At 46.1% G+C, this 21834-nt stretch carries 24 protein-coding genes and 1 riboswitch; of the genes, 3 read left to right on the top strand and 21 right to left on the bottom strand.

What is annotated here, in order from left to right:
* Positions 1-22: 22 nt before the first annotated feature.
* On the top strand, positions 23-370 hold the full coding sequence (locus BTR1S_RS15955) for a hypothetical protein (RefSeq protein WP_006636578.1): 348 nt from the start codon (positions 23-25) through the stop codon (positions 368-370).
* A gap of 43 nt (positions 371-413) precedes the next feature.
* Here BTR1S_RS15955 and BTR1S_RS15950 read toward each other — a convergent pair whose 3' ends face one another.
* The 4 genes from BTR1S_RS15950 to BTR1S_RS15935 all read right to left on the bottom strand — a co-directional run bounded on the left by BTR1S_RS15950 (position 414) and on the right by BTR1S_RS15935 (position 4420).
* A complete protein-coding gene (locus tag BTR1S_RS15950; protein ID WP_006636577.1) occupies positions 414-1799 on the bottom strand; it encodes an L-cystine transporter in 1386 nt (461 codons plus the stop codon).
* A 130-nt stretch (positions 1800-1929) separates the two neighbouring features.
* Positions 1930-2745 (bottom strand): MetQ/NlpA family ABC transporter substrate-binding protein, encoded by an 816-nt coding sequence (locus BTR1S_RS15945; protein ID WP_006636576.1) that lies wholly within the window; start codon positions 2743-2745, stop codon positions 1930-1932.
* A gap of 18 nt (positions 2746-2763) precedes the next feature.
* Positions 2764-3414, bottom strand: coding sequence for a methionine ABC transporter permease (locus BTR1S_RS15940; RefSeq protein ID WP_029419084.1), 651 nt, complete (start codon positions 3412-3414; stop codon positions 2764-2766).
* Between the two features lies 1 nt (position 3415).
* On the bottom strand, positions 3416-4420 hold the full coding sequence (locus BTR1S_RS15935; RefSeq protein WP_029419085.1) for a methionine ABC transporter ATP-binding protein: 1005 nt from the start codon (positions 4418-4420) through the stop codon (positions 3416-3418).
* A gap of 97 nt (positions 4421-4517) precedes the next feature.
* Positions 4518-4633, bottom strand: a riboswitch (SAM riboswitch).
* A gap of 331 nt (positions 4634-4964) precedes the next feature.
* Here BTR1S_RS15935 and cspB point away from each other — a divergent pair.
* The gene (gene cspB / locus BTR1S_RS15930) at positions 4965-5165 is read left to right on the top strand and encodes a cold shock-like protein CspB (protein WP_003155376.1); all 201 of its coding nucleotides are present in this window, start codon (positions 4965-4967) and stop codon (positions 5163-5165) included.
* A gap of 105 nt (positions 5166-5270) precedes the next feature.
* On the opposite strand, the gene BTR1S_RS15925 is transcribed toward cspB, so the two are convergent.
* From BTR1S_RS15925 to queG, 17 genes are all read right to left on the bottom strand, one after another.
* On the bottom strand, positions 5271-6212 hold the full coding sequence (locus BTR1S_RS15925) for an ABC transporter permease (RefSeq protein WP_029419086.1): 942 nt from the start codon (positions 6210-6212) through the stop codon (positions 5271-5273).
* The gene (locus tag BTR1S_RS15920) at positions 6205-7128 is read right to left on the bottom strand and encodes an ABC transporter ATP-binding protein (protein ID WP_029419087.1); all 924 of its coding nucleotides are present in this window, start codon (positions 7126-7128) and stop codon (positions 6205-6207) included. Before BTR1S_RS15920 ends, BTR1S_RS15925 begins: the two co-directional genes overlap by 8 nt.
* A gap of 30 nt (positions 7129-7158) precedes the next feature.
* On the bottom strand, positions 7159-7860 hold the full coding sequence (locus BTR1S_RS15915; protein ID WP_029419088.1) for an ABC transporter ATP-binding protein: 702 nt from the start codon (positions 7858-7860) through the stop codon (positions 7159-7161).
* Positions 7850-8230 carry a GntR family transcriptional regulator gene (locus BTR1S_RS15910; RefSeq protein ID WP_006636570.1) on the bottom strand — a complete coding sequence of 127 codons (381 nt, stop codon included), beginning with the start codon at positions 8228-8230 and terminating at the stop codon, positions 7850-7852. The genes BTR1S_RS15915 and BTR1S_RS15910 overlap by 11 nt, the downstream gene beginning before the upstream one ends.
* A 5-nt stretch (positions 8231-8235) precedes the next feature.
* Complete coding sequence (locus BTR1S_RS15905) at positions 8236-9006, bottom strand: hypothetical protein (protein ID WP_029419089.1); 771 nt, start codon at positions 9004-9006, stop codon at positions 8236-8238.
* Positions 9007-9136: 130 nt separating this feature from the next.
* A complete protein-coding gene (locus tag BTR1S_RS15900) occupies positions 9137-9481 on the bottom strand; it encodes a hypothetical protein (RefSeq protein ID WP_029419090.1) in 345 nt (114 codons plus the stop codon).
* A gap of 12 nt (positions 9482-9493) precedes the next feature.
* The gene (locus BTR1S_RS15895) at positions 9494-10024 is read right to left on the bottom strand and encodes an NAD(P)H-dependent oxidoreductase (protein ID WP_006636567.1); all 531 of its coding nucleotides are present in this window, start codon (positions 10022-10024) and stop codon (positions 9494-9496) included.
* 16 nt (positions 10025-10040) lie between these two features.
* Positions 10041-11585, bottom strand: a complete 1545-nt coding sequence (locus BTR1S_RS15890; RefSeq protein WP_087962489.1) for a DHA2 family efflux MFS transporter permease subunit — start codon at positions 11583-11585, stop codon at positions 10041-10043.
* An 86-nt stretch (positions 11586-11671) separates the two neighbouring features.
* On the bottom strand, positions 11672-12304 hold the full coding sequence (locus tag BTR1S_RS15885) for an HlyD family secretion protein (RefSeq protein WP_006636565.1): 633 nt from the start codon (positions 12302-12304) through the stop codon (positions 11672-11674).
* A 340-nt stretch (positions 12305-12644) separates the two neighbouring features.
* Complete coding sequence (gene yhbH / locus BTR1S_RS15880; protein WP_006636564.1) at positions 12645-13814, bottom strand: sporulation protein YhbH; 1170 nt, start codon at positions 13812-13814, stop codon at positions 12645-12647.
* Between the two features lie 176 nt (positions 13815-13990).
* Positions 13991-15886: a serine/threonine protein kinase PrkA gene (gene prkA / locus BTR1S_RS15875; protein ID WP_006636563.1), complete on the bottom strand. Its 1896-nt coding sequence runs from the start codon at positions 15884-15886 to the stop codon at positions 13991-13993.
* Positions 15887-16283: 397 nt separating this feature from the next.
* The gene (locus BTR1S_RS15870; protein WP_006636561.1) at positions 16284-16982 is read right to left on the bottom strand and encodes a hypothetical protein; all 699 of its coding nucleotides are present in this window, start codon (positions 16980-16982) and stop codon (positions 16284-16286) included.
* A 14-nt stretch (positions 16983-16996) separates the two neighbouring features.
* Positions 16997-17707 carry a polymer-forming cytoskeletal protein gene (locus tag BTR1S_RS15865; RefSeq protein ID WP_006636560.1) on the bottom strand — a complete coding sequence of 237 codons (711 nt, stop codon included), beginning with the start codon at positions 17705-17707 and terminating at the stop codon, positions 16997-16999.
* 13 nt (positions 17708-17720) lie between these two features.
* Positions 17721-18335, bottom strand: a complete 615-nt coding sequence (locus BTR1S_RS15860) for a YhbD family protein (protein ID WP_029419091.1) — start codon at positions 18333-18335, stop codon at positions 17721-17723.
* Between the two features lie 98 nt (positions 18336-18433).
* Positions 18434-18916, bottom strand: a complete 483-nt coding sequence (gene trmL, locus BTR1S_RS15855) for a tRNA (uridine(34)/cytosine(34)/5-carboxymethylaminomethyluridine(34)-2'-O)-methyltransferase TrmL (protein ID WP_087962487.1) — start codon at positions 18914-18916, stop codon at positions 18434-18436.
* A gap of 36 nt (positions 18917-18952) precedes the next feature.
* On the bottom strand, positions 18953-19858 hold the full coding sequence (locus BTR1S_RS15850; RefSeq protein WP_006636557.1) for an amidase domain-containing protein: 906 nt from the start codon (positions 19856-19858) through the stop codon (positions 18953-18955).
* A gap of 103 nt (positions 19859-19961) precedes the next feature.
* Entirely contained in the window at positions 19962-21110 is a 1149-nt protein-coding gene (gene queG / locus BTR1S_RS15845) for a tRNA epoxyqueuosine(34) reductase QueG (RefSeq protein WP_034326232.1), read from the bottom strand.
* Positions 21111-21194: 84 nt separating this feature from the next.
* On the opposite strand from queG, the gene BTR1S_RS15840 reads away from it, so the two are divergent.
* Entirely contained in the window at positions 21195-21824 is a 630-nt protein-coding gene (locus BTR1S_RS15840) for a B3/B4 domain-containing protein (RefSeq protein ID WP_029419092.1), read from the top strand.
* The last annotated feature ends 10 nt before the right edge of the window (positions 21825-21834 follow it).

The raw sequence follows: 21834 nt of genomic DNA, 5'->3' as shown, positions 1-21834 counted from the left end.
ACATAAAAAGGAGGTTAACCATTTGTTCAGAAGAAGAACCGGCATTCACCCCGCTGTTTTAGTTCTCGGATCTGCCGCGCTGACGATGGCTTTTTCACCGGAAATCCGCAAGAGGGTCGCAAGCATGTTTGCAGGCCGAATAAACGGACAGCGTCTGAAAAGCTCAGCGAAAGACATGATGATGAATCCGGCCGATTTGATCAAGCAGGCATTCAATCCCGGAAGCCAAATGCAAAGCGGTCAAGGCAGCCCACAGCATCAGGCGGATCATAACGCCAATCAAGATTCATCAAGCTTCACGACCGCAAATCAAACTAATGCGCCATTTCATGACGAGCAGCCGTGGAGCCAAACAAACCGCACATATTAGCAAAAAACCCGCACACGCTTAAACAAGCGGTGCGGGTCCTTTTTTAGATTTCAGCTTCGATAATATTTGTGCGGTCATGATACGTGTCTGTTTCAAGCTCCTTTGTCACCTTACTTGTGACAAGGCCGGACGTCATGCTGCCGCTGACATTAAGTGCCGTACGCCCCATATCGATGAGCGGTTCGACTGAAATCAGCAATCCTGCAAGCGCAACCGGCATATTTAAAGCCGATAAGACGAGAAGCGCCGCAAATGTAGCACCGCCGCCGACGCCTGCTACACCGAAAGAGCTGATGGCAACAACGGCAATCACGGTGATGAGGAATGACGGATCAAGCGGATTTTGGCCAATCGTCGGCGCGATCATGATCGCAAGCATCGCGGGATATATCCCTGCACAGCCGTTTTGGCCGATCGACAGGCCGAATGAACCGGCAAAGTTTGCGATTCCTTCAGGAACACCGAGGCTTCTTTGCGTTTTAATGTTCAAAGGCAAAGCGCCTGCGCTTGATCTTGAAGTGAACGCAAAAATGAGCACCGGCAATGCTTTTTTCAAGTATGTCACAGGATTCAGTCCGCTGATTGTAATCAGCAGCAAATGAATGATGAACATCACGATCAGCGCCACATAAGACGCGAGTACAAATTTCCCGAGCTTGACGATGCTGTCGAGATCGCTTGTGGCGATCGTATTTGTCATAATCGCCAATACCCCGTAAGGTGTCAGCCTCAAAATCAGTGTCACAACACGCATGACGATCGCATAGACGGCATCAACCATTTTTTTAAAGAGCTCTGCTTGCTCAGGCTGTTTTTTCTTGACGCCAAGGTATGCCATCCCCAGAATTGCGGCGAAAATAACGACCGCGATCGTTGATGTCGGTCTTGCCCCCGTAAAGTCTAAGAATGGATTTCCCGGTAGCAGCTCGACAATCTGCTGAGGAAGCGTTTTGGCTTCCATCGCCTGCGATTTTTGTTCCAATTCAGCGCCTCTCGAAGTTTCTGCACTGCCCTGGTCAACATGGACGGCCTTGAGATCAAAAGAAAGCGCTGATGCAATTCCCACCGCCGCGGCGACAGCAGTCGTTGCAATCAGAATGCCGATGATAAGGCCGCTGATTTTCCCGATGTTATTTGTCAATTTAAGTTTTGTAAAAGCCCCTAAAATCGAGATGAAAACAAGCGGCATAACAACCATCTGCAAAAACTTGACATAGCCGCTGCCGGCAATGTTGTACCAATCTGATGTCTGAGTCAGCGTTTCTGAAGACGAACCATATATAAAATGCAAAGCAAACCCAAAGACAATTCCGAGCCCCAGAGCGGTAAACACTCTCTTGGAAAACGAAACATGTTTTTTTTGCATCATATAAAGGAGCGCCATCAGGCCAAGCATGACGAGAATATTTATAATAACGAAAAATGCCATAATAACAAAAGCACCCCCAGAATTTTTTTACATTAGAAAACTATAGTATAATAAAGCTTATTGGTCAAGTAGGAATTAACGATATTCACCATTCTTTACAATCGTATGATCGGAGCACGGCGAAAAGTTGTTATTCCCCGATTTCTTTAAGCGGAACAAACGTTGGAAGCTGAGCTCCTTTGAATTCTTTTTTGATAAATTCGGCAGTATCGTCAGACTGATACAATTTGACAATCTTTTGTAAATCTTCGCTGTTCCGGTCTTCTGTTCTGGCGGCGATGATATTGATGTACGGCGTAGCTGTTTCGTCTTCAAGCTCAATCGAATCTTTGACCGGATTCAGCCCGGCATCGACCGCGATTCCGTTATTGATGACAGAGGCAGCAACATCGGGAAGCGCCCGCGGCGTCTGTTCTGCGGCTACTGTCGTGATCTCAAGCTTCTTGGGATTTTTCTTGATCGCATCAAGCGTACCATTGCCGTCAAAGCCGTCTTTCAATTGCAGCAAACCGGCCTGCTGCAGGAGAAGAAGCGCTCTTCCCATGTTTGTCGCTTCACTCGGAACTGCGATTTTTGCGCCGTCCGGAATGTCCTTAACCGATTTGTAATGATCCGAATAAATGCCCATCGGCGCGATGATTGTCGTCCCGACCGGTGATAAATCAAGATTGCGCTCTTTTTTAAATGAATTGAAATAGGATATCGTCTGAAAGGCGTTTGCGTCAATGTCTCCGCTGGCCAAGGCCATATTCGGCTGAACATAGTCCGAATATTTGACGATTTCAATTTTCAAGCCTTCCTTTTCGGCTTTTTTCTTCACATAATCCCATACCCTTGTATCCGTCCCGCTGACACCGATTTTAATGGTTCCGCTTTCCGAATTTGAGCATCCGGCAAACACACTTATAATGAAAAGAAAAATCGTAATAAAAGCAAATTTTTTCATAGCTGCATACCTCTCTTTTTATCGTCTTCTTAATTTTTTGGACAGCACATTCCCTGATGACTGCAATCCTTGAACAACAATGACAAGTATCGCCACCGTCACGATCATCGTCATGGTATCAAATCTCTGGTAGCCGTACGTAATCGCCAAATCCCCAAGCCCGCCGGCGCCTATTGCTCCTGCCATCGCTGAAGCCCCGACCAAGCCTACAGTCGCAACTGTAAAGCTTAATACTAAAGAACCAAGTGCTTCCGGAATCAAAAACCGGAAAATGATCTGCCGCGGCGTCGCTCCCATTGCTTCGGCAGCTTCAATCACCCCCGGCTCCACTTCAAGCAGCGAATTTTCGACAAGCCTTGCGATATACGGTCCGGCATAAAACGTAAGCGGAACAACCGCCGCCCATGTCCCGATCGAAGTCCCCACAATCAGCCGCGTAATCGGAATCAAAGCGACCATCAAGATGATAAACGGAACAGATCGGAAAATATTGATGATGACATTAATCACCGTAAAAACCGCTGTATTTTCGAGGAGATGCCCCTTTCTTGTCACAACGAGGAGAATCCCGAGCGGAATACCGATAATGCTTGAAAACAGAAGCGAGAAAATCGTCATTTGAATCGTTTCGACCAGCGCGTCGATGATTTGGTCATATGTAACAAGCATGTCAATTAACCTCCTTGACTCGAATGTTTTCTGTTGCGACGAAATCGAGCGCCCGCCTGATTTCACCGTCCTCCCCCTGCAGTTCGACCGTCATGCTTCCAAAAGGAATTCCCTGCAGCTCCGTTATCGTTCCGTGTAGAATATTAACATCAACATCGAAACGCTTTGATACTTGGGAAAGCAACGGCCTTTCTGATGATTCCCCGACAAATTGAAATTGATAGAGATGCTTTTTATTTAATTTTTGGATCGACTCGGGAATCTCATGATCAATGGCCGAACGGATAAAATTTTTGGCCGTTTCCGTTTTCGGAGCGGAAAAAACGTCAAATACGCTGCCTGATTCAATGATTTTTCCTTTTTCAATCACCGCGACTTTGTCGCAAATTTCCCTTGCGACATTCATTTCATGGGTGATTAACAGAATCGTGATGTTGTATTGTTCATTGACGCGCTTTAACAGCTTGAGAATGTCGCTCGTCGTTTGCGGATCAAGCGCAGAGGTCGCTTCATCACAAAGCAGAACCTCCGGATTTGTCGCTAGTGCCCGTGCGATGCCGACCCGCTGTTTCTGCCCTCCTGAAAGCTGATCCGGATAGGCGCCGGCTTTGTCCTCGAGACCGACAAACCGAAGCAGCTCTGTCACCTTTTGTTTGATTTCGGCTTTCGGCGTTTTCACGAGCGCCAGCGGCGCTGCCACATTCGCAAAAATCGTTTTCGAATTTAACAGATTAAAATGCTGAAAAACCATTCCGATTTTCCGTTTCACAGAACGTATTTCGCTTTTCGACAAGGACGTTAAATCCTGACCGCCTACCAAAACCTTTCCCGCCGTCGGTTTTTCCAGAAAATTAACGCAGCGGATCAGCGTGCTTTTGCCCGCTCCGCTAAATCCGATCACACCGTATATGTCTCCTTTATTAACATGAAGGTCTATGCCATTCAGCGCCCGGATTTTCTCTCCGCCTCTGTCATAGACCTTTTCAACTCCCTGAAATGTAATCATGGTCATCCCTCCGCTGTTTTTGAATAACAAAAAAGGCTTCCTCTTTTGAAAATAAGAAGAAGCCTTTAGACTCAGGTAAAATAGAGTGCATCCGCTCTTCTTATCTTCCAAGCCTAATATCGGCTTGTTGGAGTTGGCACAGTATTCTGTTTCGCACAGAACCCGCTGCCGAGGCTTCATAGGGCCAATTCCCTCCGCCTCTCTGAATAAGAAGTATGTTGTGTATGAAGTTTTACCTAACTTTACAGCTTCTTTGAGGTGTTGTCAATTGAATATTTAAAAATTTCAGGAAGATAGCACAGCCCGAATCAAAACTTTTACCGGTATGAACGCCTGCTGTTTTAAGAAAAATCTGCCGCCGCATATTTTTTCAAAAAAATTGCGTTTAACAGTTGTAATTTCGCTTAAACACTGGTAAAGTAAAGGTAATTATTTTTGTTCGAACTATCTTTAAGAAGAAAGTTTTGTAAGAGTTTTCGTCTTGGAAGTTTGTTTTAGAGCAAGAATAGTGAATTTAAGCGTTATCGCTTTAGGAGGAAATTTCATGCTAGAAGGTAAAGTAAAATGGTTCAACTCTGAAAAAGGTTTCGGATTCATCGAAGTTGAAGGACAAGACGATGTATTCGTTCATTTCTCTGCTATTCAAGGCGAAGGCTTCAAAACTTTGGAAGAAGGCCAATCTGTATCTTTCGAAATCGTTGAAGGAAACCGCGGACCGCAAGCTGCTAACGTAACAAAAGCGTAAGCTGTGAACCGCTGATCTTCATACGGGACTGCTGACTGAATGTCAGCAGTCTTTTATTTTAAAAAAGCCTCATGCCCGGAAAACAGGCGTGAGGCTTTTTTGCGCTTATGAAGCGATGTCTCTCTTTGTGAATACACCGAAGGCGAGCACTTGAAAAACGATAAAATAGACAGCCAGCACCGCGATCGAGAATCCCAGCGTCATTCCTGAAACAAGCGGAACTCCGTCAAAGTATTCGGTGAGATCTGTGTTGGCAAATAAGATGTATTTCACCCAGTCAAATTTTACTGCGAGAAGATTTGTTACCGTACCGCCCACAGCTAAAAGGAAAATCGAAATGCCTACAGCAAGTGAACTGTTTCTGAAAACCGCTGAAATCATAAAGGCCATGGTCGACATCATCAAGAGCGAGATTGAATTCAGCAAATAGCTGCCGGCCAGGTGCAATAAAAGACTTTTTTCTTGAACGCTTCCGTTGGCATACACCAAGTGTACCTGGCTGCCATCACCCGCTCCGAACAAAGCAAGACCTGTAATGCCCGCGCTTGCAAACAATATGAAAAGCAAAGCCAATGCAAACAGCAGGACTGTTACATATTTTGCGAGCAGAATTTTAAAGCGGCTGATCGGCCGGATGACAAGCAGCTTCACCGTTCCCCAGCTGAATTCATTCGCAACGATTCCCGCCGCCACCGTAATCACAAACAGTCCGGCGAAGGAGATCACATCACTGGCATCGCTGATGAACGACAGTGCCGAATAATTTCCATCTTCCGGCAAATCATGCTTGATTCGATACTCATTAATCGCGGTCGATCTTTCGTAGCTTTTTTCAAGAGCCGGATTGCTGACTCCTTTAAGCTGTTCCTTCATATCCGCATTTTCCTGCGCCAGTTCCTTTTTCCAGTCTGCGTTTTGATCTGTCTCTCCGATCGTCTTTGTCAGAATGCCCAATCCGATCACAGATAGCAGCAATATCCCGATCATGAAGTATGTTCCTTTTCGGTTGAAAATCTTGATCCATTCATTAACGATGAGATTAAACATGCTGAGCCTCCCCCTTATCTGCGGTGATTTCCAGGAATCTGTCTTCCAATGATTTGTTAACGGCTTTTACTTCATATAAGCGGGCCCCGCTGTCGGTTAAATGTTTAATAAAATCAGGCATATCGTCTTTCCGGAGGCTGAGCTCAATGCCGTTTTCCGCTTTTTCAATTTTCATATCCCCGAAAGCCGCGGCCTGCCGTATCAGGGATTCAGTATCGTCAGCTTGAATATAATAGCGTTTTTTCTCATCGGCGGCAGGGACATGTACTTGCTGAATGTCGCGCAGTTTGCCGTTTTGAATGATCGCGATTCTGTCGCACATCAGCTCCATTTCTGAAAGCAGGTGGCTTGAAACGATGACCGCCATACCTTTTTCCCTTGCCAGCTTCCGCAAATAATCACGAATCTCCCGAATACCGGCCGGATCAAGACCGTTTGTGGGCTCATCAAGGATCAAGAGCTTCGGATCGTGCAGAAGGCTTTGGGCGAGACCGAGCCTTTGCCTCATACCTAAAGAGTATGTTTTGACCTTATCGTGGATTCTGTTCTTCAGTCCGACTAACTCGACGATTTCGTCAATTTTCTTTTTTGTCACGCCTTTTGTCATGCGCGCGTATTGCTGAAGGTTTTGATATCCCGTTAAAAATTTATACAGTTCAGGATTTTCAACGATCGCTCCGAGATGGCCGGCAGCCTGTTCAAAATGGTCTTTTACGCTTACTCCGCACACGGCGATCTCCCCGGCGGAGATGCTCATATGGCCGACAATCATCCTGATCGTTGTCGTTTTGCCGGCGCCGTTCGGTCCTAAAAAGCCGAAGATCTCCCCGGCGCGCACGTCAAAACTCAATCCATCGATAATTTTCTTTCCTCTGATTGTTTTTGAGACGTTTTTTAATTGCAGCAGTGTTTCCACACACTTCTCCTCCCGCCATTTGAAGATGAATTATGATTTTTCTTCGATAAACTCTTTAAGCCATTGTAAAAGCGACAATCCGGATTCTTCACGAAGTTCTTCGACATCCTTTTTTTCCTCAATCCGTCCGTTGAAGACGACGATCACCTCATCCAAAATCTGTTCGATTTCCTGAATCTCGTGCGTGGCAATGATAACCGTCTGCTTTTCAAGCTCCAGGTATGTGAGAAGGCTCTTTACAATCGATTCCCTGACCATTGGATCAAGGCCTGAAAGGGGTTCGTCAAGGAGCAGAACCGGTGCATCACGCGCTAATGTCAGCACCAGCTTCAGCCTGCCCCTGTTTCCTTTGGAAAGCTTTCCGATTATTTTATCCTCATCGATTTTCATTTCTTGTAGAAGGTAAAAAGCCTTATCCCGCTGAAAATCGGCAAACTGGCTTCCATAAAAATCGATCATATCCTTTACACGGAAAGGATCATAAAACATATCGAGCTCTGTTAAATAGGCGATGCTTCCCGTCAAGTTCCGCGCCGCCGGCTTGCCATCGATCAACACCGTTCCCGAATCCGGAAAAGAGAGGCCTGTGATCAGCTTTAAGATTGTTGATTTGCCGCTGCCGTTCGGTCCGGCCAATCCATATATTTTGCCGGGAGACAAAGACAGATCGGCGCCTTTGAGTGCATAGCCTGTGCCGTACTTTTTCGTGACGTTTTTCAGCTCAATGTTCATTTGGATCTCCTTTCTGCAAATAACGGTCGAGTTCGGACAGCATATCCTGTTTAGACAAACCGAGCTCTTCCATGCTTTGCACAAATTGTCCGATGACCTCAGCCCGCATCTCCCGCTTCAACTCATCGATCACTTCCGTATTTTCCACAACAAACGTTCCCTGTCCCCTCCTGGTCTCCACGACTCCCATCCTTTCCATTTCATTGTAGGTCCTTTGAATCGTATTCGGATTTACTTGCGTCTGCACAGCCAGTTCCCGGACGGAAGGCAGTTTTTCTCCCGGCTTAATCTCTTCGCGGACCATTTTTTTTAAAAGCTGTTCGGCAATTTGCTTATAGATCGGCTTTGAAGCGGAAAAATCATTCGCCATCACATTTACACCTCAACTCTTCTATCAAGTATTTTGCCGGAGAAATAGAAGAGACAGACGCCTAACACTGCGTAATACAGCAGGAGAACACCCGGAAGATCAATTTTGGAAAATGAAACGGTCCATCCCGAATCTTGATAGTAGTGAAATTTGAAATTCATTTTTAAGGAAAGGCTCCAAAACTTCTGTGCAGACTCGAACAGTCCGCTCTTGATGAACAGCCCCTCCAGCAATCCATAGGCATTGTAGATGAATAAAGGAATAAGCCAGCGGATTTTTTTGATAGCGGGATATTTTCTGAGAGCTTCATATATCGTCCATAAAAACATCACCCATATGGCAAAAAACACTGATTCTAAAAAAGCCGCGATGTTGACAAGAAACAAATCTGAAACAGAAAACATACTGTCAGCTACAGGTCTCAGAAAGCCTCTCACAATCAAGCCGAACATAAACAGAATCACCTGGGAAGCCAATTGATAAACGGCGGCTGCCGCAAGCTTTGACAGCAGCAAAACCGCACCCTTGTTCGGATTGTAGAGCCATAGCTGCGTTTTTCCTTCTAAACGGAGCTGGCTGATGATCATGAGAGGGCAAAACAGAGAATGAAACAACAAGATGGTGACAAAAGCCCCGAACAGCGCCATTGGTTCGCCTGTATAATGAGCAAACGCAAAGCTTGCAAAGATCGCCAAAAGCATACAAAACATCCATGTCACAGACCAAAATCTTGAGATGAGCAAATCTTTTTTAAATAAACCGCTGAAAGATTTCAAACGATACCCTCCCCTATATCTCTGTACCAGTGTACTACATCAATAGTACACTGGTACAGAAGAAAATACAATCAATGTGTAAAAAAATCCATAAAAAAAGCAAACTCGCTGATATTCAGCGAATCTGCTTTTAATCCTGCTTACGCTTTTGCATGGATTTTAATGCATTTCTATAGTCCATGTCATCCATCTGCGTTTTTTCAGGCTGATGCTGTTCTTTAGGCTGATGAAGCTTTTGCAGCGTCTTCCGGTATGTCTGATCATCCATGACATACCTGTCATCTTCAGAAGCGCGCTCAAGCGTCTCTTTCACGGGTTCTTCAGGCTGCGGCGCCTCGAGGACATCCCCAGCCCGGGCGGACTCCGCCTCATGCTGTTCAGGCTCGTCTTTACCCGGAGATGCAGATCGCACATTAAACACGATAAGACCGATAATGACGATGATTGCAGCTATAATGGTCAAAATAATGGTCATATCAACCACTCCTTACTGCCCGTTGACAAAACGGTCTGTCACCTGTGTGACACGTCTGCCCAAAGCCCGTCCCAGTTCAAGACCTTCCTCGGAAATCAATTCATCGCTGTCAACCGGACAGGTAATGCCCACTCCGTAATATGATCCGTATAAAGCATTTTCCGGCACATTTCCAGGCAAACCGACAACCATCATTCCTTGATGAAGCATCGGGGTGATCAGATTGAGCATTGTCGCTTCAAGTCCGCCGTGAGTCGTTGCCGTTGTGCAGAAGACTGCTCCGACCTTGTTGATCAGCTTTCCTTCGGCCCAAAGGTAGCCCAATCTGTCGATCCAGGATTTTAAACCTGAGCTGATCGTGCCGAAATGGCCGGGACATCCCCAAATGATCGCATCCATATCCTCAAGCTTTCTGATGTCCGCCTGGCTGACATGGTCGATCAGCACCTCTGCTCCTTCTGTTTCTCCAGCGCCTTCAGCGATGGATTGGGCTAATTTTTTCGTATGCTCGCCTTCACTGTCATAAACAACATAGATTTTCATATTAAAACCTCCTGGTTTAAGACTCTTTTGCTTCTTTTGGAGCCGGCAGCAAAGTCAGCTCTCCCGCTTTGCTTTTCTTGCGTTCCTTGTCTTTTCTGACATCTCTTAAAAACAGACTTAATACAAGACCGACCAGGCAGAGTCCGGCCGCCCACATAAAGGCGTCATTAATGCCCATGACGTTGGAATTGAGCTGGGCTTGTCCTGCCAGGTATTTCACAACATATTGTTGGGCTTGTTCGGCAGATATATGCATAGATTGCGCGACGGACTGTATCGTTGACTGCAATGTGTGCATAAATGTCGGATCAGCCGTATTCGTTTGATCGGCCATTGATGCGTAGTGGAATGTCGTACGGTTTGTATAAATCGTCGTAATCAAGCTTGTACCGATTGAACCGCTGATTTGACGCAGCGTATTCGACATAGCCGTTCCGTGGCTGTTTAATTGTTTCGGCAGCTGGTTCATGCCGGCTGTCATAATCGGCATCATCAGCATTGACATACCGAATGCGCGAATCGCATAAATGAGTACGATGTGCATATACGGCGTATCAATGGTAAGCGTCGTAAATTCGTAAGTCGTCACAACAGTAATCAATAAGCCGACGATCGCCAGGGGTCTCGGTCCGACTTTGTCGAACAGGATTCCTGACACAGGTGACATAATAAGCATCACGATCGCGCCCGGAAGCATTAACAAACCTGATTGAAGCGCCGTAAACCCGACCAGATTCTGCAAATAGATCGGTAGCAGGAACATCCCCGCATACAGCGCAACCGTGATGATCGCATTGATTACGCTTGACAATGAAAACATATCGTATTTGAACACCCTGAAGTCAAGCATTGGCTCTTTCACTTTCAATTGCTGAACGATAAAGGCAATGATGCCGATCGCACCGATGATAACAGTGGAAAGAACGATCGGATCATCCCAGCCGTCGGAGCCCGCTTCACTTACACCGTAAAGCAATGATGCAAAACCGATGATGGAAAGAAGCGTTCCCGCGAGATCAAGCTTGATTTTTTTAGGTTCAGTCATATTTTTAAATAAGAAAAATCCGCAAATGATCACGATGACGCCAATCGGCACGAGTCCGTAAAACATGATCCGCCAGTCGTAATTTTCGATGATCCAGCCGGATAAAGTCGGACCGACCGCCGGAGCGAACATCATCGCAAGGCCGAAGATTCCCATTCCTTTCCCGCGGCTTTCCGGAGGGAAAATGAACAGAATGGTTGTCATCACCAGCGGCTGAAGGATTCCTCCGCCGGCAGCCTGAATAAGACGGCCGATTAACATCGTTGAAAAGTTGGGTGAAATCCCGCATATCAGCGTTCCGATCGTAAACAGCAGCATCGCGGTCAAAAATAAACTGCGGCCGCCAAACCGCATAATCAAAAAAGCTGATAAAGGAATCAAAACACCGTTGACAAGCATGTATCCTGTTGTCAGCCATTGAATGGTCGTGGCGCTCACATTAAATTCCGTCATCAAGTGCGGCATCGCCACATTAAGCAGCGTCTGATTCAAAATGGCCAGAAATAGGCCGGCCATTAATATAATAAGCAGTGAGGCATTACCTTGTTTGTTTTGAGAAGCCACTTATGACATCCTCCTTTCGCTGTTTTTTTACCCTCCGGTTACTTAGAAATTTTCACTGATGCGTTCATACCCGGAAGCACTTTATCAGATGGGTTTTTAATTGAAATTTTCACAGGTACTTTTTGCGTTACTTTTGTGTAGTTTCCGCTTGAATTGCTTTGGGAAAGCAGGTCGAATGTCGAATTTGTTGCATAGCCGATTTCTTCGACATTTCCTTCAAATGTAGTGCCTTGATCACCGTCGACGACGATGTCTACTTTATCCCCTTTTTCAATTTCTTTAAGGTCTGTTTCTTTAATGTTTGCTGTAATATAGAGGTGGTCCATGTCAATCGTTTGGGCAAGCGTTTGGCCGGCTTGTACGATCTGTCCTTCTTTCGCTTCGTTTTTCACGATTGTTCCGTCCATGATGGACTTCACATCAACCGTTTGTTCGCCTTTGATTTTCGCTGTTTTTTCATCTTTAGATACTTTTGTTCCTTCTGTAACATCCCAGTCTGTCAGCTTTCCTGTAGCAGGCGCAGTGATTGTTGTCATATCGCCTGTCACATGGGCTTCATCTGTTTTGACATAGCTGATGCTGTCATAATAGAAATACGCGCCTCCCGCTATGATGGCAAGCACGATGATAAGTCCGATAATGTTGGTAGCAATTAAACGTCCTTTGCTCATTTGTTATTTCTCCTTTCAAATTCCTTCTATTTTTTAGATAACCGTCAGATCATTGCTTTTGATCAGCGGTTTATGCAAATTTGCATTTTACATGCCCCTTTTCCCGCCCAGAAATAGACCGGACGTGTACTGAGCTCCTTTGTTAAAGTTGCTCAAAACTGAGCAAGAAAGACGGGAATTCGTAAAATACATGTCACCCCTATCCAACAAATTAAAATAGTTAACAAGATTAAATATTAGTTAAAGTAATCAAGAATGTCAATAAAATTGTCTTAAAAAATTCAGTTTTAATATTTTCCACATAAAAAAGCCTCTGTTTACAGAGGCCTGGTTTGTAATGCTACGTATATTGATGCCGTTCTTCATTGCTGAAAAAGCTTTTCAGCGCTTGAAACACATCAGCTTTTTGTTTTAAAATATAATATTTGAATTTTTCATTTTTTATATTTTTATAGGCTGACATTAAAGTTGAATGCCTGTTGTACTGATTGACTTCGCCATAGCAAAACAAATTCGCTTTTTCCATAATTTCGCCGACGAGCTTGACGCAGCGGGGATTGTCAGATGTTAAATTATCGCCGTCGGAAAAATGAAACGGATAAATATTATAGCGGGCCGGGTGGTATTTTTCCTCCATCAGCTCGAGCGATTTTCTGTAGACGGACGAACAAATCGTCCCCCCGCTTTCCCCTTTTGAAAAGAAATCCTCCTCAGAGACGACTTTCGCTTCTGTATGATGGGCGATAAATTCGATCTCAACCGTTTCATACTTTGTCCGCAAAAAGCGTGTCATCCAAAAGAAAAAGCTGCGCGCCATATATTTTTCCCAGACGCCCATCGAACCGCTCGTATCCATCATCGCCAGAACGACGGCCTTCGATTCCGGCTTAACCGCGTCATTCCATGTTTTGAATTTCAGATCCTCCGGAAAAATCGGATAAAATGACGGCTTCCCGGTCATCGCGTTGCGCTTATACGCCGAAAGCATCGTTCTTTTCTTATCGATGTTGCCTGTCAGGCCTGTGTTGCGGATATCGTTAAACTCAATATCTTCAACGACAATGTCATCGCGCTCCTTCTGCTGAAGGTTCGGCAGCTCCATCTCGCTGAAAAGCGCTTCTTCCAGATCCATGAGCGAAACTTCCGCTTCATAATAATCCTCGCCGGCCTGATCGCCTGCTCCCTGCCCTTTTCCGGCGCCGCTTCTTCTGTCTGCGCCGTCTCTCGCCACGATATCTCCGACTTGGCTGTCACCGTCTCCCTGTCCAGCATGTTTATTTTTATCATAGTTATAGCGGATTTTGTACTCATCTAATGACCGAATCGGTATTTTGACGACATCCTTGCCGTTGGACATGATGATGCTTTCTTCAGTGATCAGATCAGGCAGATTGTTTTTTATTGCATCCTGCACCTTTTTCTGATGGCGCTGTTGGTCATCATACCCTTTTCGATGGAGGGACCAGTCTTCCTGAGAAATGATAAAATGGCCGTTGTCTTTGTGGGACATGAATTCCCCTCCTTATTGATCAATCCCTAATACAGGAGTTTTCCGTATGCCAATTCCTGTGAAACAAGTCTTAAAAAATGTTTACTTCTATCCTATGCGGCATGCTGATGACTTTTGACATTCAATTATGAAAATGGGACAAAAGAACCCGCCCTTGTTCCGGACGGGTCGTGAATTTACCGGTTTAATAAGCTTCCTACGTATTTCAGAAGCTCGTTGGCGCTGGTCGAGTTATAGCCATGTTCATCAATGAGCCGGGCGACAACTTCATTGATTTTTTTGAGCTGCTGTTCATCAGGCGTTTTTGTCGAAGTCGTGATTTTGACAACGTCCTTCAGATCGGCAAACAGCTTTTTCTGGATGGCCTCCCGCAAACGTTCGTGCGAGTTGTAATCAAACCGCTTCCCTTTTCTTGCATAAGCGGAAATTCTGATGAGAATTTCTTCGCGGAATGCTTTTTTCGCATTTTCGGAAATTCCGATCTGCTCTTCTATCGATCTCATCAGCTTTTCATCAGGGCTCATTTCTTCGCCTGTCAGCGGATCGCGCAGCTTGATTTTGTTGCAGTAGGCTTCCACATTATCAAGATAATTGTCCATCAGCGTTTTGGCCGATTCTTCATATGAATAGACAAACGCTTTTTGGACTTCCTTTTTCGCCATTTCATCGTATTCTTTCCTCGCCGCCGAAATAAAGTTCAAATAGCGCTCACGGTTTTCAGCGGAGATCGACGGGTGCTGATCAAGCCCTTCCTTTAAAGAGCGAAGAACATCGAGTGCATTAATCGATTCCATGTTCTTGCGGATGATCGTCGAAGAAATTCTGTTGATCACATACCTCGGATCAATACCGCTCATCCCTTCATCATTGTATTCTTTTTTCAAGTCCTCGACATCGGCCGAGTTATACCCTTCAACGCTTTCTCCGTCATAGAGCCTCATTTTTTTGACGAGGTCGACGTCTGAACGCTTCGGTTCCTTCAAGCGCGTTAAAATGGAAAACATCGCGGCCACTTTTAACGTATGCGGGGCGATATGCACTTCTGATACATCGCTTTCCGCAATCATTTTCTCGTAGATCCGTTCTTCTTCAGATACTTTCAGATTATATGGAATCGGCATGACGATAATGCGGGAATGAAGCGCTTCATTTTTCTTATTCGCAATAAATGAGCGGTATTCGGTTTCATTTGTATGGGCGACGATCAGTTCATCTGCCGAAATCAGAGCGAACCGGCCCGCTTTAAAATTCCCTTCCTGTGTCAGGGACAGGAGATGCCAGAGAAACTTTTCATCGCATTTCAGCATTTCCTGAAATTCCATCATCCCCCTGTTCGCTTTGTTCAATTCACCGTCAAACCGGTATGCGCGCGGGTCTGACTCTGATCCGTATTCAGCTATCGTCGAAAAATCAATGCTTCCCGTCAAATCGGCGATATCCTGCGATTTTGGATCAGAGGGGCTGAACGTGCCGATTCCTGTCCGCTTATCCTCGGAAAAAAAGATTCTTTCAACCTTCACATCTTCAATTCGGCCGCCGTATTCCTGCTCGAGCCGCATCATGTTGAGCGGCGAAAGGTTTCCTTGGATGCGAATGCCGTATTCCTTATAAAAATCGTCGCGTAAATGCTGGGGAATTAAATGAAGCGGGTCTTCATGCATCGGGCAGCCTTTAATCGCATACACGGCGCCCTGGTCTGTCAATGAATAAGCTTCAAGCCCCCTTTTCAGCATTGTCACAAGGGTTGATTTTCCGCCGCTGACCGGCCCCATCAGCAGCAGTATTCTTTTTCTGACATCAAGCCGTTTTGCGGCCGGATGAAAATATTCTTCTACCAGACGTTCCAACGGTTCCTCAAGACCAAACAGCTCTTTGTCAAAGAAGCGGTATACTTTTTTTCCGTCTTTCTCATCAATGCCGCTGTCTTTGATCATATTGTAAACGCGGGAGTGAGCAGATTGAGCGACAATTGGGTTTTCTTTTACGATTTCCAGATAATCGGCGAAGGTTCCTTCCCATTTCAGACGCTGTTCTTCCTCTCTATACTGTTCAATCTTTTTTAATATATCCATAAGAACCTCCTATATGATGATTGATGCAAGGTGCAAAGTGAATCACTGTTACATCCAATCTATGCGGAGATGTCCCTTTCGATGCTTTTCATATTGAAATTGAAATATACTTCCTCGAATTGACAAGAGCGGAACAAACCCTTCATAATAAAAGCAGATATGCCAGGTCCGCAGAGACACCGCGGCCCTGCCGAGGCACCGCATGCTAAAAGACAACAAGGGATAAAAGGATGAGAGGGGGATTTCATGAAAACGCTGATCATGATGGGGGTCATCCTCACGTTTCTCGTATCCATTTTCACTGCCGGGTACGAAAGCAAACCCGGGAAGTAGCATTGAAAAGAAAAAGGATGGCCGTTCAGACGCCATCCTTTTTCAGAACATAACACTGTTTTGTTTATATTTGTTGATTCTCTTTTACGTCAGCCTTCGGAGAAACCTGATAATCGCTTTTGTATTCAACGGTATGAATCCGGCATCCCGGACCGATATGGACGCGGTTTCCCCTGACAATCCCGGCAGTAGTGTTTTCCAGATAGATATCGTCTCCTTCAATGACTTGCGCAGACAGAAACCTGCTGTTCTTTTTAAACAGCCCCCGCTTGTTTTTTACTTTGATGACCGTTCCGCCGATTTCCCCGACAGAGCTCTGGCCAAACCTTAAAACAATATCAATCTCCCCGGCGTTCAGCAGACCGTTCAACTCCAGGCTCCCGTTCAATGTAAAACGCTCCGCTTCACAATCGCCCTTCACGGCAATGGTTCCTTTGATGTCACACATATCTCCGGCCATATTACCGCCGATGCTGATGACTCCCCTCACTGCCGCTTCGCCGATGTCGGCGTCACCGACAATGTCAGCCGTTCCGTAGATTTTAGCTCTATCGGCTTTCAGCCGCCCGCCGACTTCCGTTTCTCCATGAACATCAAACGACTGAACTTTCGCATCTCCCGAAAGAACGCTTGAGCCGTAGCTGCGAAACTTAAGGCAGTCAAGCCCTGCACCGATCGTTCCTTCGCCTCTGATCACGACATTGTGATAAGTGCCTCCGGCCGCGCTCCCGGAACCGTTTATTTTTAAGTTGTTTTTCTCCATGCCGCATACCTCCGCTAAATTTTTTGATTGTCTCCGACTTTCGCAGTTTTTGCCTGCCGGAATTCTTCTTTATATTCAACAAGCCCGATATCACAATTTTCGCCGATGATGACCGTATTGCCGCGGACGATTTTCGCCGTCGTGTTGGCAAGCTCAATATGATCGCCTTCAATCAATTCAGCAGTCAGTGCCGGGCGGGAAATAAACGGCGTCAACAAGGAAAGAAATTTTGACTCATGCGCCGTACAGCAAATCCTCCGGCCGCCGATTTCTTTGGCTTTGCTTTCACCCCCGTGAATACTGATGTCAACCTGTTCTGCATTCAACAGACCGGCGATTGTAAAGTGGCCTTCTGCTGTAAAATGTTCGACCTCACAGTCTTTGCCGATTGATGCTTTCCCGAGAATGATCAGTTCATCGCCTTTTACATGCCCGTCTAATGACGCATGTCCGGCGATTTTCAATTTCCCTGCATTTACGTCTCCTTCAATCTTCGCTGAACCGTCAATACGAATCGAAGAAGCGGAAATTCCGCCGCTTACCTTTGCACGTCCGCTGATTTTTGCTTCCCGTGCTTTCACATGTCCGTTTAAAGTCCCCGCTCCGTTGCAGTACAGCCGTTCACATTCGACCTCTCCATTGATCGTCCCTTTTCCGTTCAGCTCGACCGTCTGAAACGTTCCGCCGCTTGAGCTTCCAAATCCGTTTATCGTTAAGTTATCCATGGCCTTTCCTCCATTACATCAATTTTGTTTTCAATTCTTCTCCGGCTTCCGAGAGACTGATATCCGCAACCACTTTCACCGCTTTTTCAAAGACGATGTCACCCTCTGCAATAAAGCATGTGGCAACTCCCAGTTTTCGCAGCACGATCAGTCTGCCGCTGTTTTTTGCGCCGTTCGCAAGCACGACCTCCAGCACCATTTTTCCTTCCTCAAGATTAATCTCTCCTGACTGAAGCAGTCCTTCCAGCACATACACGGCAAGCACTTCCCCGAGTCCAAATGAGTCATTGCGTTTATTTGTATTCTCAACGAAAAATGACATGACAGCCTCGGAAATCAGCCCTTTCTCAAGAAGCTCTCCGCGGCTGATATCGAGTTTATCAAGCTTTGGCGAAAACATTTCCGCCATTTCATCAAGAGATAAATTCTCTTTCATGCTTTGAATTTTTTTGATTCTATTTAAGATGTCTGCTTTCGGAAAAAACGTCTCCTGACCGGTAAAAGTGGATTTTCGAATAAACCATTCCTCAGGAATTAAATTTTTCCGTTTCCACCTGTACAGCTGCCCGTAAGATATCGATGTTAAATCAAGCAGTTCCTTTTTTGAAATTAAATCATCATGAGCCATTTTCCTCACTCCTTCCGCTCTATTGTAACATAACACTGTTACGTTTAAAACCAAAAAAAATCCGTCCCCTTCTTTTTTTGGGGACGGCAATTTGCTTATTACGTTAAATCCCTGTAGTTCTGCTGGCGAAGCGCCTCATAAACAAGGATTGCGGCCGTATTGGATAAATTCAATGATCTGACATGCTCTGTCATCGGGAGACGCAGACAGCGGTCCATATTTTGCTCGATCAAATCTTTCGGAAGGCCGTTCGTTTCCCTGCCGAACACGAAAAAATAGTCCTCGTTTTGATCTGAATAGTCAAACGATGTGTGCGGTTTTTGCCCGAACTTTGTAATAAAGAAAAATTTCCCTTCAGGATGTGCGTCAAACAGTTCCTCCAAGGAATCGTGGTAGACGACTTTGACAAACTCCCAGTAGTCAAGCCCTGCCCGCTTTAGCATCTTGTCATCGGTAGAAAAGCCGAGCGGCCTGATTAAATGAAGCGTTGTATCTGTTGCTGCACATGTTCGTGCGATATTTCCTGTATTCGCAGGAATTTCGGGTTGATATAATACGACATGCAATGCCAAAATGTTCACCTCTGTTTTTCTGATCCGCTGTTTATTATACCATGATTACGTTTTTGTCGTGTCATCTGCAATATGAAAAAACGCATATTTGATCGAAGGGGTGTACGCGGGGGAATCTTCGTATGACCAGTACCTCATCCGGCAATCATGGGTTTGGGCGTTGACAAGCGGCATATTGCTTTTATCCTTTGCCGTCACAATCGCCACATGGTCAAACCTTCCGTCCCCGTTAAAATCGTAGCAGATGACATCGCCTTCCACAAGCTCGGCGGCGGCTCCTGTTTGAATGGAACGGAGACCTGCTTTCGACTGCTTGAGAAATGTTCTGAGTGAATGTGCCACAGTCCAGCTGTAGCTCCAGGAATGATTTTGCATCCACCAGCCCGATCCTCTGTTCGGATAGCCGCGCATCGGGGCGTTTCCCGCGTGAAGGCATTGAGAAATAAAATTAGTGCAATTGTCTTCAAAGTTTTTATACGCCGAATTCCGCTTATTCCAAAACATTTCGGCATAGCGGACAGCGGCAAGCCGGTCATAGGTGAAGACGCGCCCCAATAATTCACGCTCTCCATCAAGATGCCGGCTTTCCTCATCAGGAAGCGGCTGAACGGGCGGCCGCGGGGCTTCCGAGTCCTTGATTACCATTTGATCATACAGCAGAGCGATCCGTTTTTCGATGTGCTCCTCCATATACATATCATCCCCATCTTTGCACAAGAATGCGGTATGGGTTTGATAATTGATGTGAGTTTTTCCGTCTTCCTCAAGCCAGTGTTCGTTGAGCGCCGTCCTCATCCTAGCCTTGACGATATGGACGCCCCGTTTTTCAAAAAGCCGCCGTTTCCGTTCAATGACCTCGGCATCGCCGGCATTCCGCCAGTCTCTCTTCTCATTGCCATTGATCAAATAGTCCAGCCTGGCCTTCAAGAGCTGTTCGATGATCTGTTTCAAAGGCTACACCACCATATGTTTGATGATAGAAAAATACTTGTCTTCCAAAACTGAAAACAAGCGGTTTTTCAACCCTGATACCAAACATATGTCAGGACAGGCCTCATTTAGTCATGGCGGTTTCTTTTAAAAGCCTGATGCCTTTTTGAATTTCCGCCTTTGCTTCTTCGTCCTCTTCGCGGGAATACGCTGTTTCCAGCTCCTCCAGCATGTCCGTTTCTCCAATTTTTCCGATCGCCCAGGCGGCGGTGCCTCTGATGACAGGCCGCGGATCCTGATGCATGAGAGAAACCAGCTCAGGCAGTGCACTCGTTTCTTTAAAATGGGCAAGGGCGATGATTGCGTTCCGCTGAATCGGCTTTTTCCCCCTCCAGGAGCCTGCCACATGGCCGAATTTTTCTTTGAATTCACGGTTCGACATCGTCAGCAGCGGCTTTAAAAGCGGCTTGGCAATCTCGGGATCCGGCTCCATTACGGGATGAAGGTGAAAATCAACGCCTTTGTTTTTCGGACACACCATCTGGCACGTATCGCATCCATAGATCCGGTTGCCGATTTTCGTGCGGAATTCATCAGGCAGAAAACCTTTCGTCTGCGTCTGAAAAGCGATGCAGCGCTGGGAGTTGAGCTGTCCCGGATTGACAAGCGCACCGGTCGGGCAGGCCTCAATGCACTTGTTGCATGAACCGCATTGATCCTCTATTCTCTCATCAGGCTCGAACGGAATATTTGTAATCATTTCCGCCAAATAAACATAGGAACCGAATTCAGGCGTAATGATCATGCAGTTCTTTCCGCTCCAGCCGATACCGGCCCGTTCAGCGACGGCACGGTCGGAAAGCTCCCCTGTGTCAACCATCGATTTTGTTCTGACGTCTTCGTGCTGGGACTTTAAAAATTCTTCGAGCTGATCAAGCTTTTCCCGCAGCACATGGTGATAGTCCTTCCCCCAGGAGGCTCGGCAAAAAATGCCTCTCCGTTCACCTTTTACGCTTCTTGGCGCGTTTTTCATTTTCGAAGGGTATGCAAGCGCAATCGCGATGATCGATTTCGCCTTTGGCAGGAGAAGCTGCGGATTTGTCCGCTTCTCAATATCGGGTTCTTCAAATCCCGACTCGTAACCGAGCGCCCGATTCTCTATTAAGCGATCTTTTAATGTTTCAAACGTATCAGCGCTGGCAAAGCGTATTTTATCGATCCCGATTTGCTGCGCGAATTCAATCACATCCTGTTTCAGCTGCTTCATATCCATAATGGGCAAACCTCCTTTCTTTGTTTTGGTTTTCGATCACTGTATAATACAAGTGTAACATGATAAATGGGAGTTGAGTCTGAATTGGAATTAAATGTGCAAATAGCCACCGCTGTATTACAGCGCGTCCCCTCCTTTAAAGTCGGCGCTGTTTTATATAAAGGAATTGAGATCGCAGGCTCACCGCAAATGTTAAAAGGCCGGCTGCGCCTGTTTCAGGAATCGCTGTTTTTTGATTTCGCCGACCGCAAGCTTTCCGATGAACCGGCAATAAAGGAATGGGAGGAGACGCGGGCAAAGCTTGATCCGTCGTTTTCCGGGCGGCAAACAAGCCTGGAATGGCTCCTGGCGGACATCCAGCGGCAGCGTTACATAGAATCCGCAGATTCAGCCACTGATTTGAGCCGTTTTTTCTCTCTTAAATATTCGATTCCGGTTCATATCTATGATGCCCGGACGATAAAGGGGCCGGTACGCATCGAGATGGGCGGAAAAGAAGACCTGCTGGCGGTTTCTGACGAATCAGGGATATTCGGCAGCCTCTCAGAGCATAGCAACCGCCGCCCCGTCAAGACGGAAACAAAAGACGCCCTGCAGCTCGTCTTTTTCAGACCGTCCACCCCAAAAGACGAAGCAAGCCGGCTGCTAGAAGCTTTGACCAAAATGTTCGAACAAATTCACGGCGGAGAGCATATATCTGCGATCATTCCTTAAAAGATCCATT

This window comes from Bacillus sonorensis NBRC 101234 = KCTC 13918, from assembly GCF_001592005.1.
GTDB lineage: Bacteria > Bacillota > Bacilli > Bacillales > Bacillaceae > Bacillus > Bacillus sonorensis.
Note: the sequence above shows the minus strand (reverse complement) of the source record. Positions and strands in the feature narration are given on the sequence as shown.